This window comes from Nonomuraea sp. NPDC048901, assembly GCF_040649695.1.
Classification (GTDB): domain Bacteria; phylum Actinomycetota; class Actinomycetes; order Streptosporangiales; family Streptosporangiaceae; genus Nonomuraea.
This window is the reverse complement of sequence record NZ_JBEZFW010000004.1, coordinates 135,842-151,312: the sequence shown is the minus strand read 5'-3', so window position 1 is coordinate 151,312 and position 15,471 is coordinate 135,842. Positions and strand designations below refer to the sequence as shown.

Below are 15,471 nucleotides of genomic sequence, written 5' to 3'. Positions count from 1 at the left end.
CACTCCAAACCCAATCAGTAGCAGATTGCAACCAATTTGACCGTACGGCATAATGGTTTCAATTCGCAACTGATTGGGAGGTGCCGTGCCGAGCACGGACTGGACCGACCCCGAGTGCCCCGTCGCCCGCACGCTCGACCTCGTCGGTGACAAGTGGAGCCTGCTCGTCATCCGCGACGCGATGGACGGGGCACGATCGTTCACCGAATTCCAGCGACGGACCGGCATCGCCCGCAATATCCTCACCGACCGCCTCCGCAAGCTCATCGCTCACGGGCTCCTCGCCCAACGCACCGCGCCATCGGGGCGCCGCCAGGAATACGTGCTCACCGACGTCGGCCGCGACCTCTTCCCGGTCATCCTCACCCTGAGGCAGTGGGGAGAACGCCACGCCTTCGCCCCCGGCGAGACCCACTCCACCCTTGTCGACCAGCACGGCACCCCGGTGCCGGAAATCGCGCCGACCAGCGCCGACGGCACCCTCCTCGGCACGGAGACCACCCACGTGCAGAAGTCCCGATAAAGCCTCGGCGTAACATGCCGGCTCAGGACGCGCCAAGCTCCCGGCTGCTCTCGACCCGGAAAGAGCTGCCGTCGGGGACCAGGTTGAGCCTGCTCACAGTCCCGTCCGTGTCGAGGCGGAACACCCGGGCGCCCGTCGCGGTGAGTGCCTCCAGGGCGATGGCGCGCGTACCGTTGCCCGACGCGGCCGACAGCAGCGTCGTCGTCCGGCCGGACGGCCACTCCCCTGTCGTCATCTCGGCCGAATCCGGCTGCGGGTTCGGTGGCCAGACGTGGTCCAGTTTCCACAAGGTTCCGACGCTGCGCATCTCCATGACCACGCCGCCGAGATGGTAGTCGGAGGTGGAACCCTTGGTCGTGTTGATCTGGCCCCAGACCAGCACGACGACCCGATCAGCCCGTGCCGCGATGATTCCGCTCTCGGATGCCACCGCACGCTGCACGATCTTCTCGTCGCGGATCTGCCGCGCCTGGTCCTGGAGGTGGCCGGTGTACTCCACGCCCGCACGTCCGGTGGTCGCGTCATCCACTGCCCGGAGGTCCTTGTCGAGCGTCTTGTAGTCGAAGCTGTTGATGATCGTGTAGGCGGTTCGGGCCGTTGCCCCGGCTTCCAGGGCGTAGAGCGGTGACGGCGCGAGGACACCCAGGCTCCTGGTCTCCGCGCTTGCCGGTCTGCCCTGGTCGCCGGACGACCCTTTCCACATCGCCGCACCGAGTCCGCCCGCGAGTAGTACGACAACCGCCGCCACCGCGATGATCCATCCCCACCACAAGCCGCGCGCCGGCGTCGGTGCCGGTACCTCGGCAGGTTTCAGCGGGGTGCGGTCGACAAGGTGATAGAGGAGGTCCTGGGCGGACGGGCGGAGGGCTGGATCCTTGGCCAGGCAGGTCTGGAGGATCGCGCGTAGGAAGCCGTCCAGTTCGGTGTCCGGGCCCAGGTCGGGTTCCTGATGGAGTACGCGGTAGACGACGGTCGGCACCGCGTCGTCACCGAATGGAGGACGGCCGGTCGCGGCGTAGGCGAGCGTCGCGGCCCATGAGAAGACGTCGGCGCCGGGAGCCGGTGGATGTCCGGCCAGTTGCTCGGGTGCGATGAAGGCGGGCGTGCCGGTGATGAGGGCGTTCGTGGTGGGGCCGCCGACGGCGTGGGCGAGGCCGAAGTCGACGACGCGGGGGCCGTCCGGGCCGATGATCACGTTGCGGGGGGACAAGTCGAGGTGGGCGACGCCCGCGCGATGGATCGCGGTCAGCGCCGTGGCGGTGGCGACGGCCAGCCGTTCCAGTGCCCCGTCGCGCAGGGGACCCTCGCGCCGGACGAGTTCGGCCAGAGATGGGCCGGGGACGTACTCGGTGACGATGTGGGGCGGGTCGGCGGTCAGATCGGCGTCGAGCACCTGGGCCGTACAGAACCCGGAGACCCTGCGCAGCAGGTCCAGTTCGGCCGCCATGCGATGCCGGGCGGCCTCGTCGGAGATCCGGGGGAGCGCTTTCACGGCGACCTGCCGTCCGTCGTTCCCGGTGGCGAGGAAGACGACGCCCTGGCCGCCCGCGCCGAGTCGGCCGAGCACCCGGTAGCGGCCGATCCGTTCCGGATCACCCGGACGGAGGAGCAGGCTCATTTGGTACGCCGCTCGAACATGGATCGATTGTCCTTCGGCGAAGTGACGTCCTCCAGCTTCCAACGCCCGTCGACCCGACGCAGATACAGCCGGTACGCCACGACCTCGTGGTCAGGGGCCTTGGCCGAGTCGCCGAGGTGGATCAAGGTCGCTACGTCGGGCCCGTCGAACCGTTCGAAGGCCGTACCGATCTCCCGGTATTGCCAGGTCCACCAGGTGGGAACCTGAGCGTCGGGGACGGCGGCCAACTCTCGCCACCACTGTTCGGCCCGTCCCGTGGTGCAGCGATCGAAGAAGTCCGGACGCTCTTCCAGGCGCGGCCCGTTGATGAACGCCTCGGTCTGGCAGTGGGCGGCGTCGGCGACCATCTGCCGTACCTGCGCGGTGGGCCACGCGGCGTCGGCCGGAGCCGGGGAGCCGGACGGTGTGGTTCGCGCGTAGTCCATCTTCCAGCCCGCGCCTGCGGGCACCATCTCGGCGAACAGCAGCGGGTCCTCCGACTTCGTCGGGGTTCCGTTGCGGGTGATGGCGCTGAGTCCGGTGACGATGACCGACACCCGCTGCGGCGACGCCCACACGATGCCCACGGCGGTCGCCCGCGCGGTCTGCTTCGCCTTCGCGGCTACCACCGCGTTCTTGGAATTGGCGACCAGATGCTGGTAGTCCTGCGCCGCTGTCCCGGAGAGCAGTGTCAGCGTACGCCGCTCGCCGGCGTCGTAGTCGGTGTAGTCGAGGCTGTACCAGGCCTCGAAGGCCGTCCGTGCCGCCCCTGCCGCGGCTTGGGAGTATCCCGGAGGTTCGTTGGTCGTCGCGGGCTCCGTGACCGTCGTCGTTGTCTCGTTTGTTCTCGCCCACCAGAGCGCGCCGCCCGCCAGGATGAGGGCCGTGGCGATCGCGCTCGACACTAATATCGTGCGCCGCGCCCATCTTGTTGGTTTTCGTACGGCAGGACGCGGCTCGGTTGGGAGGCCGACGCCGAGATCCATGATGGACAGCGGGAGCTCGGCTGCCGTGGGACGGTCGGCGGGATCCTTGGAGAGGCAGCGCCCGACCAGGAGGCGGAGATGACCCGGCAGGGAGCCGAGGTCAGGCGGCTCGTTGAGCACGCGATACAGGACGGCGGGCAGCGAGCCGGCCTCGAACGGGGAGCGGCCGGTGGCGGCGTACACCATGGTGGCGCCCCAGGCGAAGATGTCGGCGGCCGGGCCGAACTCCTCACCCCGGATCTGCTCGGGGGCCATGTAGCGGGGAGTGCCCACTTGGGCGCTGGCGAGGGCGGCGCCGTCTTGGAGTACGCGGGCGATGCCGAAGTCGATGACGCGTGGGCCGTCGCGCCCCAGGAGGACGTTCTGCGGTTTGAAGTCGCGATGGACGATGCCCGCCCGGTGAATCGCGATGAGGGCCGTGGCCGTCGCCACCGCGAGCCGGTCGAGCTCGGCTCCAGTGAGAGGCCCGTGTTCGGCGACGAAGGCATGGAGGGATTGACCGGCGACGTACTCGCTGACGATGTACGGCGGGTCGGCCGTCACATCGGCGTCGAGGACCTGCGCCGTACAGAAGCTGGAGACGCGCCGCAGAATGGCGAACTCGCGCTCGAACAGGCGGCGGGCATCGGAACCCACCTCGGCGTTGATCACCTTCAACGCCACCTGGGCGCCGTCCGGCGCGTTGGCCAGATAGACGATGCCTTGGCCGCCGGCCCCGAGCCGCCCCGTCAACGCGTAACGTCCGACGTGCTTCGGGTCGCCTGCGAGCAGCCCTTCAACGCTCATCACCGCACAGGGTAATGGTCGTTCAACCTACCGGCCAGAGTGGCGCCGTCATGCGGACAAAGGCCCAGCTCACCCCCTGGCGGCTCATGGCGCCCGCAGGCTCCAGAACCGCGAGCGCGCTTGTCAGCGCGGGCCGACGAGCGCCGAGCCGAAGACCCACGAAGACGTCTGGTTGATGAAGTCTCCCGGGAATCCCAGCGCGAAGCCGGTGGCCTGTTCCAGACTGTCGATGCTTTCGGGCGGCAGGGTGAGGTCGGCGGCGGCGAGGTTGTCGCGGAGTTGGTCGGTGCTGCGCGCCCCGACGATGGGGTGGACGGCATGGGAGCGGCTCGCCGTCCAGGCGATGGCCACCTGCGAGGGCGTGGCACCGAGGTCGTCGGCGACGTCCTGTACCACTCGGGCGACGGCGTGGTCACGAGCCGAGAGCGATTCGGCGCTGAGCCGGCCACCGGTCGCGGGTCCACCGGCGCGGGTGTACTTGCCGGACAGCACGCCGCCGCCCAGCGGGCTCCACGCGGTGACGCCCAGCCCGAGCGACTCGGCCATGGGCAGCAGCTCGCGTTCGATGTCACGCTGGAGCAGGCTGTACGGCACCTGGAGACCGATGAACGGACTCCAGCCGTGCCAGTGCGCCAGCGTGTTCGCCCGGGACACGATCCAGGCGGGGGCGTCGGAGATCCCCACGTACAGCACTTTGCCCGCCCGGACCGCGTCGTCCAGCGCACGCATGGTCTCCTCGATCGGCGTGGCGCGGTCCCACATGTGCACCCAGTAGACGTCCACGTAGTCCGTGCGCAGCCGGCGCAGGCTGGTCTCCAGCGACGCCCGCAGGTTCTTGCGATGGTTCCCGGCCGCGTTGGGGTCGGTGCGGTCGCGTGAGACGGTGTACTTCGTACCGAGCACGAACGACTCGCGCCGGCCCTCCAGCAGCTCGCCGAGTATCTGCTCGCTCGCCCCGTCGCGGTAGTTGACGGCGGTGTCGATCATGTTGCCGCCGGCTTCGGCGTACAGGTCGAGCATTCGCCGGCACTCCGGCAAAGGCGCGCCGACGCCTCCCTGCTCGCCGAAGGTCATGGCGCCCAGGATCAGCTCGGAGACCCGCAGACCGCTCGCGCCCAGCGTGCGGTACCTCACGCCGTCGCCGATCCGCTGAACAGCTCCGCGGCACGGGAGGCGATCTCGTCGTGCGGCACGTCCCGGATGTGCTGGTCCAGTGCCCAGCGATGCCCGAACGGGTCGAGCACCTGGCCGGTGCGCTCACCCCAGAAGGCGTCGTGCACCGGCTCGAAGACCGTGGCTCCCGCCTTCAGCGCTCGTGCCCAGGCCGCGTCGACATCCGAGACAGGAAGGTGAAAGGCGGCGGAGGTGCCACCGAGGGCGGCCGGGGAACGCATTCCCAGCGCCGGCATCTCCGCGGCTACCGCGAGGACGGTGTCGCCGATCAGGAGGTCGACGGTCAGCGTGCGGCCGCCGGGAAGAGTGATGCGGTTGGTCTCGCGCGCGCCCAGAGCCTCGGCGTACCAGGCTGCGGCATGGTCGGGGTCGGTGACGACCAGGTGGATTGCTATGTGTGCCATAAACCGTGACCATACACAATGTATGGACATATCGTCCAGACGCATCGTCCGTACAAGGCGGTCATATGCTGGGTCGCATGTCCGCCAAGCGCACCGCACACTCCGCCCGCCGATCTGGAGCCGCGCCGGCCGCCGCAGAGCTTCGGGAGCGCATCATGTCGGCGACGCGCGAGCTGCTGGATGAGCGGCGCTTCGACGCCCTGAGCGTGGCCGACATCCTGACCGCCGCCGAGGTCTCCCGGGCCAGCTTCTACTTCTACTTCCCGAGCAAGCAGGCCGTACTCGGCGAGCTGGTGCGCGCAGCCGTGACGCAGGGGCAGCAGGCGGCGCAGCCCTGGATCGACGGGCAGCAGGACCCGGCGGCCGCGCTCCGGGCCGGGGTGAGCGACGGCGCCCGGCTGTGGCGCGCCAACGCGGGCGTCCTCATGGCGATCGTGGAGAGCTGGGGCTCCGACGAGGGCCTGCGGGCCCTGTGGCTTGAACAGATGGACCTGTTCACCGAGGCCGCCGCAGTCCGCATCCGATCCGACCCGGAGGCGCTCCGACAGCTCGGCGACGTCGATGTACGCGCCGTGGCCGCCTCACTGACCTGGCTGGGAGAACGTCTCTACTACCTCGCCGCGGCCGGGGTGCCGCCCTTCGACAACGAGGAGGTTCTCATCGACGTCCTCACCAATGCCTGGACCGCGATGCTCTACGGCCGGTCGGCCCCGGAGCGGTGAGCGCCCAGGGACCCGACGTCAGCGGCTGAGCGGCTTGACGTCACCCTGACCACGAGCTGGAGATCGTCATCGGCCGCCAGTGAAAACCGGGTGACATTTCGCATCACTCACCGGAATGCTGGGGCGGGGGCGATGAGTTTTGTCGGTGGTGCCGGTCAGTCTTTGCGTGACCACAACATCGTGTGAGCCCGATGACCACATCATGTCCGACAACCCAGATAGAGGTGCCGTGTTCAGCCCAGAGCTCGACTCACCCGCCAAAACCGCGACCGCCGTTTCGGGTCGCACCCCGGCCGTGATCCGGCTGCTGGTGCTCGCCACGTTCGTGGTGATCCTCAACGAGACGATCATGATCAATGCGATCCCTCGGTTGATCGAAGCGCTGCACATCACCGAGCAGACCGCGCAATGGCTCTCGACCGCCTTCATGCTGACCATGGCCGCGGTGATCCCGATCACCGGATGGTTCCTGCAGCGGGTGTCCACTCGCAGTGCGTACACCACCGCTATGGGGCTGTTCCTGGCCGGCACGGCGTTGGCCGCCATCGCGCCGTCGTTCGAGGTGCTGCTCGGCGCCCGCATCATTCAGGCGTCGGGGACGGCGGTGATGATGCCGCTGCTGATGACCACGCTGATGCAGGTGGTGCCCGAGGAGGAGCGGGGCCGGGTCATGGGGAACGTCACCCTGGCCATCTCGGTCGCGCCCGCGATGGGTCCGGCGGTCTCGGGGGTGATCCTGCAATTCGGGTCGTGGCGGCTGCTGTTCGCCGTGGTACTGCCCATCGCCGCCTTGATCACCTGGGGTGGCCTGAAGCAGCTCAAGAACGTCGGAGAGACCGAGTTCAGCACCATCGACTGGTTGAGCGTCGTGACTGCGGCGGCCGGCTTCGGCGGCTTGGTCTTTGGGCTCAGTCGGTTCGAAGGTGGTGATGTCGGCGTCGCCGCCGCGATCGTGGCGGCCGGTCTGCTCGCCATCGCCGTCTTCGTGGTGCGGCAGTTGTCGTTGCAGAAGCGCGGCACGCCGCTGCTGGACCTGCGTACCCTGCGCCACCGCACCTACACGGTCGCGCTGATCATGATGTCGGTGGCCTTCATGGCGATGCTCGGCTCGATGATCCTGCTGCCGCTGTACCTGCAGAACATCCGCTTGCTCACCCCCCTGCAGACCGGACTCCTCGTGATGCCGGGCGGCCTCGCGATGGGGCTGCTCGGTCCGATCGTCGGCCGCCTGTTCGACAAGTACGGCGGCCGGGTGCTGGTCGTCCCCGGCGCGATCGGCATCACGCTCGCGCTCGCCGGCTTCACCCAGATCACGATGACCATGCCGTTCTGGCAGCTCCTCGGTCTGCACGCGCTGCTGATGGTGGGTCTGGCCGCGACCTTCACCCCGGTGTTCACCATCGGGCTCGGCGCGGTTCCGCCGCCGCTCTACTCCCACGCCAGCTCGATCCTGAGCACGTTGCAGCAGGTCTCCGCGGCCATCGGCACGGCGCTCGTGGTCACCGTGATGAGCGCGCGAGCCGAAACCCTGAGATCCGAGGGAGTCACGCAGGTGCTCGCCACTCTCAACGGCATGCGGCTGGCCTTCATCATCGGCGCGTTGCTGTCCGTGGCCGTGATCGTCACCGCTCTGCTCCTCCCGGCCCGCGCGGACGGCGCCGGCGAGCACGGGGACCGGCCGATGCACGCGGCGTGACGGCGGTGGCGAGCTCTGACAGCAGCGCATCCCACACACCGTTACGGGTTGCCCGCTCTCCCCGCGCCCGGGTCATCCTGTGCTGCCCACACCGTCAGAGTTCGGGCGGGTCCGCCGATGCGGCGCCAGGTGCCGGTGTCGCGGGACCAGCGGAGGATCTGCGAGCGGTCTTGAGTCAGGACGTATACCTCTCGTCGGCCGACCCGCACCTCCGCGCCCGCTGGGCCGATGTCCTGCCAGTTCTGGTTCTTGGCGTCGGTCCCCGGCTCCGTGAGCACGCGCAGCCGCTCGCGCGACGGGTCGGTGGAGAAGAGGCCGGCGGCGCCTCCGTACAGGTCGTCGGCCGGGCCGGCCGCGTAGACCCAGGGTGGTCGCGCTCCCGCGAGCCAGCGGTTGACCGTGGTCCGTTCCGGGGTGAGGCCGTACAGGTGCCGGTCGGTGAGGGCGAACGAGGCGCCCGCCGTCCCGACGAAATCCCATTGGCCAGGGCGGCCCAGGTAGGTGAAGATCCGGCCGTCGTTCGGGTCGGTCGCGAACAGGCCCGGCTCACCGCCGTACAACCGCGCTGCCGGGCCGCCTATCTGAGTCCATGACGTGCCGTGTCCGTCCCAGATGTGTACGGCCTGACGGTCCGCGGCCAGCCGGTAGACATGTGTGCCGCTGACCGCAAGGTCGCCGCCCGGTTCGCCGATGGGGAACCAGTAACCGGGACGCCCTCCGTACGCGTAGAGCAGGTTGTCCATCCCGGTCGCGAACAGGCCCGCAGGTCCGCACCAGAGCTGCCTCGCGGCGGCGCCGATCCTGGTCCACCGGGTCGCGTCCCATTGGAAGATGCCACGGCCGCCTGGTCCGATGGCGAACACGCTGGTGCCCGTGAGCGGCGCGGCCGTCGGGGCATCGCCGACCTCGGGGGTGCCCGGCGCGCTCGCGGCGGTGTCCATGCTGCTGGCCGGGCCTAATCCGAGCAGCAGCATGAGCACCGCGAGGATCACGATTCCGGCTCCACCGCTGTTGAGCATGTTGCGCGTCAGGGGGCGTGGGCGCTGGCTCCCGGCCGATGCCGCTCTCCCAGCCGATGCCGCTCTCGCGGCCAGTACCGGTCCCGCTGTCGGCGCAGGCTCCAGACTCGGTGGGCGCTCTGGGGCCTTTATGGGCTCCGGGGCCTTTGCGGGCTCTAGCGCTGCCGAGGGTCCGGTGATTGACGGCGAGGCCGCTGGGGCGGGCGTCTGGAGTGGTCCCTCCAGGGCCGCCTGGTGCAGCCGCGCGGCCGTCTCCATGCGTACCTGGCGGGTGCGTTCGTCCGGCGTGCGGTCCCGTACCAGCCGGCGCAGCAGTTCCAGCGGGATGATCTTCTGGCCGGAGCGGTACTCGCCCCAGAGCGTCTTGCCCACGTGGTAGCGCCCGGCGAGCTCGCGGACGGTCATCCCGCTGGTCAGCGTCAGCAGGAACTCCGCCAGCGCGTTCGCCTGCTCCGTGCTCCCTCTCGGCCTGCCCTGGGGCCTGCCTACCCGGCTGCTCATCGCGGTCGCCTCCCTCCCGCTCCCCTCTCTCTGATGATCAGTTGAACAGAACGGTTGTCCGCGGACAACTCATTGTCCGGACTTAACCAGCGATTTCATGCCGAACCGGTTCCGGACAACCGCCGCGCCCGTCAGCCTCCGAAGTACCGGGCCTTTTACCAAAGATTCCGGCCAACCGTACCCAAGGAGGTTCTGAGCATGAGCTTCAGCGACAACGAGCGGATGAGCAGGCTCACGGCACGATTCGCCGCAGCAGCCCTGCTCGCGACCGCCCTCAGCGCGTTACCGGCCTCCGCCTCCACCGCGGCGAGCGGGTACACCCCCGAGCAGGTGTGCGGCAGCGGCTTCGGGAAGGTGGCAGGCGGCACCCGGACGGTGACCGACGAGAGGCGCATCGTCCGGGGCTATGTCTACCTGCTCTACAACGCGCGTACCGGGGAGAACTGCGTCGTCACCATCAAGTCGAGTTTCGTGGGGCAGCCCACCCTGACCAGGGCGACCCTCTTCGTCAAGGTCGCCGGCCGAAACGACGCCGACAAGTTCGAGGACCAGGGAGCCTACAAGTACTACGCGGGTCCGGTGAAAGCGCAGGCCAAGGACGTCTGTGTCGCCTTCAATGGGCTTGTCACCAACCTACGCGCCAACGAGAATTCTTCGGCTTCCAGCGTCCAGGCCTTCGGCGGTTCGACGAGCTTCGGAAACTGCGGCACCCAGCGTATGCGTAAAAGGGGGATCCGCTAGGTCAAGCCGCTGCCGGCCCGAACAGGCGGTCCAAGTGGTAGTCGATGATCTTGATGGCGGCCTCGCGGCTGCGCTGCCCGCTGAGGACGCTGGAGGTCAGGCCGTTGACGAGAGCCAGCAGGCCGGCGACTTCGATACGCGGGTCACGATCGGGGTCGATCTCCCCTGCCTGCTGCGCGGCGGTCATCCGTACGGTGAGAAAGTTCTCCAGTGTATTGGGCAGGGTAAGCCCGGCCGCGGCGAGCGCCGGGTCGGTGAGGGCGGCGGTGTAGTAGGCGGTCCAAGCCAGCGAGTCCAGGCGGCTCTGCTCGTCGGAGGGAATGATCACGCCGAGGACGGCGGCGAAAACGTCTCGCGTGGACAGCCCCGCCGCCGCAGCGGCAGCCCGCTGCTTGACCCGGCGATCCATGCGGGCGCCCAGCTCGGCGAGGCCGGAGTCGAGCAGGGCCTGCTTGTTCTTGAAGTAGTACTGGACGACGCGCAGCGAGACCCCGGCCTCGGTGGCGATCTCACGCATCGACACGGCCCGCAGGCCGCGGGTGCCGGCGATGCGCAGCAGCGCCTCGGTCAACTGGCGCCGCCGCGCATCATGGTCCACCTGTTTGGGCATGCCGATTTCCTAGCTGTGCTTCGACGTTGCGATGCCGAGCCGTGCCTGGCCGGGAAAGGCAAGAATCCGCTCGACGACCAGGTCCGGGGCTTCGACGGGCAGCGCGTGTCCGGTGCCGGGCACGATCTCCACCCGCCACGACGGCGCGATCTCGGCCAGCCGCGCGGCCACCGCCTGCGCGTCGTGCATCGCGCTGCGGGCGCCCAGCAGCACCTGTATGGGCACGGACAGCTCGCGCACCTGCTCGTCGGTGTAGACGGGCGGGATGGGCAGGCGCCGGCGGAAGGACCGGCCGGCCGCCACCAGCTTCATCAGCACGTCCTCGCGTAACGTGCCGTTGCCCACTGCGTCAGCGACACGGTGTCGCAGCGCACGAGGAAACAGGGCGGCCATACCGCCGACGATGAGCCACCGGAGAAACCGCCCGGTCATCGGCGCGAAGCCAGCCGGGTCCACCAGGGTCAGCGCCGCGACCCGGCCGCCCCCGCCGAGCTGCTGTTCCACCGCGATCCAGCCGCCGTAAGAGGCACCCACCACATGTGCGCGCTCAGCACCGGTCGCGACCAGGACGTCGGTGAGCCAGCCACCGACCTCGGCACCGGTCGCGAGCGGCTGCCTCTGGACCGAGCGGCCGGGCTCGCCGAGCGGGTCTACGGCAAAGACCGGACGCATGCGTGCCAGCGGTTCTATGTAGCGGTACCAGGCCAGTGCGTTCCCGCCGGAGCCGGCCACGAGGACGATGGGGTTTCCCGTGGCGGGCCCGGTCCGGTGGATCCGCACGCTGCCAGCACGGGTCTCCACATCGATGGCGTTTACCGGCACCGGCCACAGCTCGCCGAGCAATCGGTCATAAGTGGCGTAGTACTTGTCGCGGGCAGAGTCGCTGGTAAAGGCGGATGGCCGGTCAGGCATGCGCATGGTGACCTCATCTTCCGAATGGATACAGTCGTATCCTAAACGGTCCCCAACGAGGCGGCGCCGCGTCGTTCGAAGTCGTCGTTCAGCAGTTTGAAGAAGGTGTCGCCGCGGACGATCTCAAAGGGGTCGGTGAGCAGGGTGCCGAGCTCGGCGACGTCGGCCGGTGTCCAGTTCCAGGCGTTGATCGCGCCCGCGATGAACAGCGGTGATTTCCCGTCCCAGCCCTCGATGTGCTTCAGCAGCGTGTCGCGATATTCCCGGGCCTTTCCCTGAGGGGAGTAATTGCCGATCAGCGGGATGCCGGCCAGGCGGGTCCGCAGGTCGCCGCTTTCCCAGGATTGGATGATGCCGCGCACCGGGGTGTTCTTTCGGTACGAGCCGGCGATGCGCTCGTCGAACGCCACCCAGCCGGTGTTCTCCGGGTTGCGATAGTTGTAGGCGTAGACCAGGTCCATGCCGGTGTCGCGCAGGAAGCGGCCGCTGAGTTCGGTGTAGGCGTCCAGGTCCTTGGCCGGCCAGGATCCCGGGTAGGTGTAGCCGGCGCCGGAGGGGCCCGAGATCAGCAGGTCGTTGGCGGTGGCCGTGCGCTGGTAGTACGCCAGGAGCGCGGGGCCGATGTCGGCCAGCAGGGGGCTGACGGTCCAGTTCACCGCCACGGCGCCGCGTTTCGGGTCGTCCCAGAGTTCGCGCATTCTGCGCTGGCAGTACTGGATGTTGTCGCCCTCGCCGAAAGTGAGGGTGAGGTAGACGCGGTTGCGTAACGTGGCCGCCGGTCTCGGTCGTACGCGATTGGAGACCTTCGCGGCGACGCCCGCGTGCACGGTGGCGTTCATGTAGTAGTCGGCGGGCACCACTTCGACCGCGTGCTGTGAGGCGCGGTCCACGCCGCCCCATTCACCCGCCACGTCGTTGGAGAACCAGCCCGCATAAGGGGTGGTGGGCTTCACCTTGCTGAGAATCTCGTCGAGTAACTTGCCCGTCTCCCCCGAGGGCGGCAGCCAGAACACCATCGCGCGCATCGCCGCCGCGTAGTCCCGGAAATACGGGAAGGACTCCACCCGGGTGGGCGCGGTGGTGGCGGCCGTGACCAGGAATTGGTTCCACAGGTCTACCTCGACCAGGAGCTGCTGGGTCCCGGCCGGTGCGGTGAATCGGTAGATGAAGTAGCCGCCGCCGTCGGAGAAACGGTTGGCGTCCCCGCCGATGGAAGAATTGAGGCCGTCGAACAGGTACGGGGCCTCGGCCTCCGTACCCGGGATGAAGGACACGATCTCCTTGCCGTCGGCCTGCACCTTCACCGAGCCGACCGAGGCGCCCCAGCCGTCGTCGCCGAGGGAATCCTGGAAACGCAGATACACGCCGTCCTGGCCGGAAAGCTCCTGGCTCAGGTCGAAGGTGCGGACCGCCCTGTTGGAGGAGTCACGGACGCGCTCGCTCTCGCGGGCGATCTCGCGCCACTGAACGCCGTCCACGCGTACCGTCCTGGTCGGCGGGAGTCCGGTGAGCAGCGCGTGCGTGCAGCGGGGAAAAAGGTGGTCGAGCTGCCATCGGTACGTCCCCAGAATGTCGTCGGCTTTGAAACGCCCACGCAGGTCGGTGATGATTCTGAGGCCGTACTGGCTCGCCTGCTCGGCGGTGGCGGCGACGGCGTTCTCCAGCCCGGCCAGCGTGGTGGCGACATTCACGGAATCGGGCACGGCGGGGTCGTGCACGATCGCTCCGCGCACCTCGTTCTTGTAGCGGGCGACGAGGTCGAGCGGCCGGTCATGGCGCGTTACCGTGGTGCCGGTGCCGGCCAGCCAGCGCAGGTCGTAATTGGCACTGTCGTAGTTGAAGTAGAGACGCGGCTGCCGCCGGTTGACGATTCCCTGGAGGGTGGTCAGCAGCAACTGGTCGTTTCCGTGAAGCGTGCTGACGTCGGCGAAATCGAGCCGGGTGGGACGGCCGAAGTTCGGCAGAAGGGGGACTCGAGTTGAGGCGGCGGCCGGGCTGGGGAGTGTGATTCCGAGGCCGCCGGCCGCGAGGACCACGCCATTCGCCCACAGGAAAGTACGTCGTGACACCATCAGCGATCGCTGCTCCTTACTGGAGGGACCGGGACTGACATCGTTGTCATCTCGCAGCGAACTTAACCGGCTGACGAAATGTTGTCCATGGTGTAAATACGGCGAGTAACGAGCAAACGCTTGGTAGAGTCGACCCGTGCTGCTGGAGGGCAAGGTCGCGGTCGTCACTGGGGCGGGCCCTGGGTTAGGGCGGACGCTGGCCGGGCTGTTGAGCGAGGAGGGCGCCAGGATCGTCGTGGCCGCCCGTACCGCCGCGACCGTGGCGAAGACGGCCGACGAGGTGCCGGGCGTGCTGGCCGTACCCGCCGACGTGACCCGGATCGACGACGTACGGCGGCTGGCCGACACGGTGATCGAGCGGTTCGGCCGGGTGGACGTGCTGGTCAACGCCGCCTTCCCCGGCTCGCACCGCAGGAACGTACTCGACATGTCCGTCGACGACCTGGAGAGCTGGCGCGGGGCCGTGGAGACGGGCGGTTACGGCACGCTGCTGGCCTGCCGGTTCATCGCGCCGCACATGGTGGCCCAGGGCTCCGGGTCGATCGTCAACATCACCTCCATGTCGTCCCGTACGGGCTACGCGGGGCGCAGCGACTACGCCGCGGGCAAGGCCGCCGCGCACCTGCTGTCACACTGCCTGGCCGACGAGCTCGGGCCGCATGGCGTACGGGTGAACTGCGTCGCGCCCGGCTGGATCGCCAGCGAGCTGCTTGATGACTGGATGCGCACCCGGGCGGCGGCGGAAGGCGTCACGTTCGAGGAGATCCTCGCGCGCGACGTCTCGGCGATGGCGCTGCGCCGCATCGCCACGGAGGAGGACGTGGCCCGCGCCGTCATCTACCTGGCCTCCGACCGCGCCAAGGCCATCACGGGCGCGACCATCGACGTCAACGGCGGCCAGCTGTTCACGTGACAGCCTCCGACGATATATGGCGCTTTATCGTACTGAGATCCACTCTTTTCGCTACTGTCACATCCGTCCCTTACGAGAGGAACACCACGGATGCGACGCTTACCCGCCGTTCTCACCGCCGCGCTCGCCGCGACCTCGCTCCTTTCCGCCCCCGCCCCCGCCCTCGCCCTCGCGCAACCAGCGCAGGCGACCAAGGGGCAGGCGACCTTATATGAGCTCCAATCGGGAGGCGGCAACTGCTCGTATCCGTCACGTCCCGCCGGCGACCTCTATGTCGCGCTCTCCCCCGGTGAGTACGCCGCCGCCGCTGCCTGCGGCGGCTACCTGGACGTCACCGGACCGAAGGGGACAGTCCGGGTCAAGGTCGTCGACCAGTGCCCGGAGTGCCAGGCGGGACACATCGACCTGAGCCGTACGGCCTTCGCCCGCGTCGCGGACCCCGCCAAGGGCCTGGTGGGCGTCACCTACCGCCCGGTCGCCAACCCGAAAGTCGGCCAGCCGCTCTCCTTCCGCGTCAAGGAGGGATCGTCGCAGTGGTGGCTGGCGCTGCTGGTCATCGACCACGGCAACCCGCTCACCTCGGTCGAGGTGAAGTCCACCGGCGGCGCCTGGCGCAAGCTCGCCCGCGCCAACTTCAACTACTGGATCGCCGAGTCCGGCGCGGGCCAGGGCCCCTTCTCCGTGCGGGTCACCGACACCCGCGGCCACCGGGTCACGGCCAATGGCGTCCGACTTTCCCCCGCCGCCATTCAGCGCAGCACCACCAAGATGTACTGACAATTCTTTCTCGCATAC

General features: G+C 68.7%; 14 protein-coding genes. 6 read left to right on the top strand and 8 right to left on the bottom strand.

Annotated features, from left to right (window positions below; genetic code table 11):
- The first annotated feature begins 85 nt into the window (after positions 1-85).
- Entirely contained in the window at positions 86-523 is a 438-nt protein-coding gene (locus tag AB0C30_RS14620) for a helix-turn-helix domain-containing protein (protein ID WP_357943382.1), read from the top strand.
- A gap of 22 nt (positions 524-545) precedes the next feature.
- Here AB0C30_RS14620 and AB0C30_RS14615 read toward each other — a convergent pair whose 3' ends face one another.
- The 4 genes from AB0C30_RS14615 to AB0C30_RS14600 form a co-directional block, all read right to left on the bottom strand.
- Positions 546-2,141 (bottom strand): serine/threonine-protein kinase, encoded by a 1,596-nt coding sequence (locus AB0C30_RS14615; RefSeq protein WP_357943380.1) that lies wholly within the window; start codon positions 2,139-2,141, stop codon positions 546-548.
- Complete coding sequence (locus AB0C30_RS14610; protein ID WP_357943378.1) at positions 2,138-3,913, bottom strand: serine/threonine-protein kinase; 1,776 nt, start codon at positions 3,911-3,913, stop codon at positions 2,138-2,140. The genes AB0C30_RS14615 and AB0C30_RS14610 overlap by 4 nt, the downstream gene beginning before the upstream one ends.
- 123 nt (positions 3,914-4,036) lie before the next feature.
- A complete protein-coding gene (locus AB0C30_RS14605; protein ID WP_357943376.1) occupies positions 4,037-5,047 on the bottom strand; it encodes an aldo/keto reductase in 1,011 nt (336 codons plus the stop codon).
- Entirely contained in the window at positions 5,044-5,490 is a 447-nt protein-coding gene (locus AB0C30_RS14600) for a VOC family protein (RefSeq protein ID WP_357943374.1), read from the bottom strand. The genes AB0C30_RS14605 and AB0C30_RS14600 overlap by 4 nt, the downstream gene beginning before the upstream one ends.
- 77 nt (positions 5,491-5,567) lie before the next feature.
- On the opposite strand from AB0C30_RS14600, the gene AB0C30_RS14595 reads away from it, so the two are divergent.
- Together AB0C30_RS14595 and AB0C30_RS14590 are read left to right on the top strand one after the other, a co-directional pair.
- Positions 5,568-6,212: a helix-turn-helix domain-containing protein gene (locus AB0C30_RS14595; protein ID WP_357943372.1), complete on the top strand. Its 645-nt coding sequence runs from the start codon at positions 5,568-5,570 to the stop codon at positions 6,210-6,212.
- Between the two features lie 229 nt (positions 6,213-6,441).
- Positions 6,442-7,908, top strand: a complete 1,467-nt coding sequence (locus AB0C30_RS14590) for an MDR family MFS transporter (RefSeq protein WP_357943370.1) — start codon at positions 6,442-6,444, stop codon at positions 7,906-7,908.
- Between the two features lie 41 nt (positions 7,909-7,949).
- On the opposite strand, the gene AB0C30_RS14585 is transcribed toward AB0C30_RS14590, so the two are convergent.
- Positions 7,950-9,428: a hypothetical protein gene (locus AB0C30_RS14585; RefSeq protein ID WP_357943368.1), complete on the bottom strand. Its 1,479-nt coding sequence runs from the start codon at positions 9,426-9,428 to the stop codon at positions 7,950-7,952.
- A gap of 198 nt (positions 9,429-9,626) precedes the next feature.
- Here AB0C30_RS14585 and AB0C30_RS14580 point away from each other — a divergent pair, with 198 nt between their 5' ends.
- Complete coding sequence (locus tag AB0C30_RS14580) at positions 9,627-10,169, top strand: hypothetical protein (protein ID WP_357943366.1); 543 nt, start codon at positions 9,627-9,629, stop codon at positions 10,167-10,169.
- Between the two features lies 1 nt (position 10,170).
- Here AB0C30_RS14580 and AB0C30_RS14575 read toward each other — a convergent pair whose 3' ends face one another.
- Genes AB0C30_RS14575 through AB0C30_RS14565 form a run of 3 tightly spaced genes read right to left on the bottom strand, consistent with a single transcriptional unit; the run spans position 10,171 to position 13,763 of the window.
- Entirely contained in the window at positions 10,171-10,779 is a 609-nt protein-coding gene (locus tag AB0C30_RS14575; RefSeq protein ID WP_357943364.1) for a TetR/AcrR family transcriptional regulator, read from the bottom strand.
- A 9-nt stretch (positions 10,780-10,788) separates the two neighbouring features.
- Positions 10,789-11,697, bottom strand: coding sequence for an alpha/beta fold hydrolase (locus AB0C30_RS14570; RefSeq protein WP_357943362.1), 909 nt, complete (start codon positions 11,695-11,697; stop codon positions 10,789-10,791).
- 35 nt (positions 11,698-11,732) lie between these two features.
- The gene (locus tag AB0C30_RS14565; RefSeq protein WP_357943360.1) at positions 11,733-13,763 is read right to left on the bottom strand and encodes a GxGYxYP domain-containing protein; all 2,031 of its coding nucleotides are present in this window, start codon (positions 13,761-13,763) and stop codon (positions 11,733-11,735) included.
- 136 nt (positions 13,764-13,899) lie between these two features.
- Here AB0C30_RS14565 and AB0C30_RS14560 point away from each other — a divergent pair, with 136 nt between their 5' ends.
- Together AB0C30_RS14560 and AB0C30_RS14555 are read left to right on the top strand one after the other, a co-directional pair.
- Entirely contained in the window at positions 13,900-14,676 is a 777-nt protein-coding gene (locus tag AB0C30_RS14560; RefSeq protein WP_357943358.1) for an SDR family oxidoreductase, read from the top strand.
- Positions 14,677-14,766: 90 nt separating this feature from the next.
- The gene (locus AB0C30_RS14555; protein ID WP_357943356.1) at positions 14,767-15,453 is read left to right on the top strand and encodes an expansin EXLX1 family cellulose-binding protein; all 687 of its coding nucleotides are present in this window, start codon (positions 14,767-14,769) and stop codon (positions 15,451-15,453) included.
- Positions 15,454-15,471 lie beyond the last annotated feature (18 nt).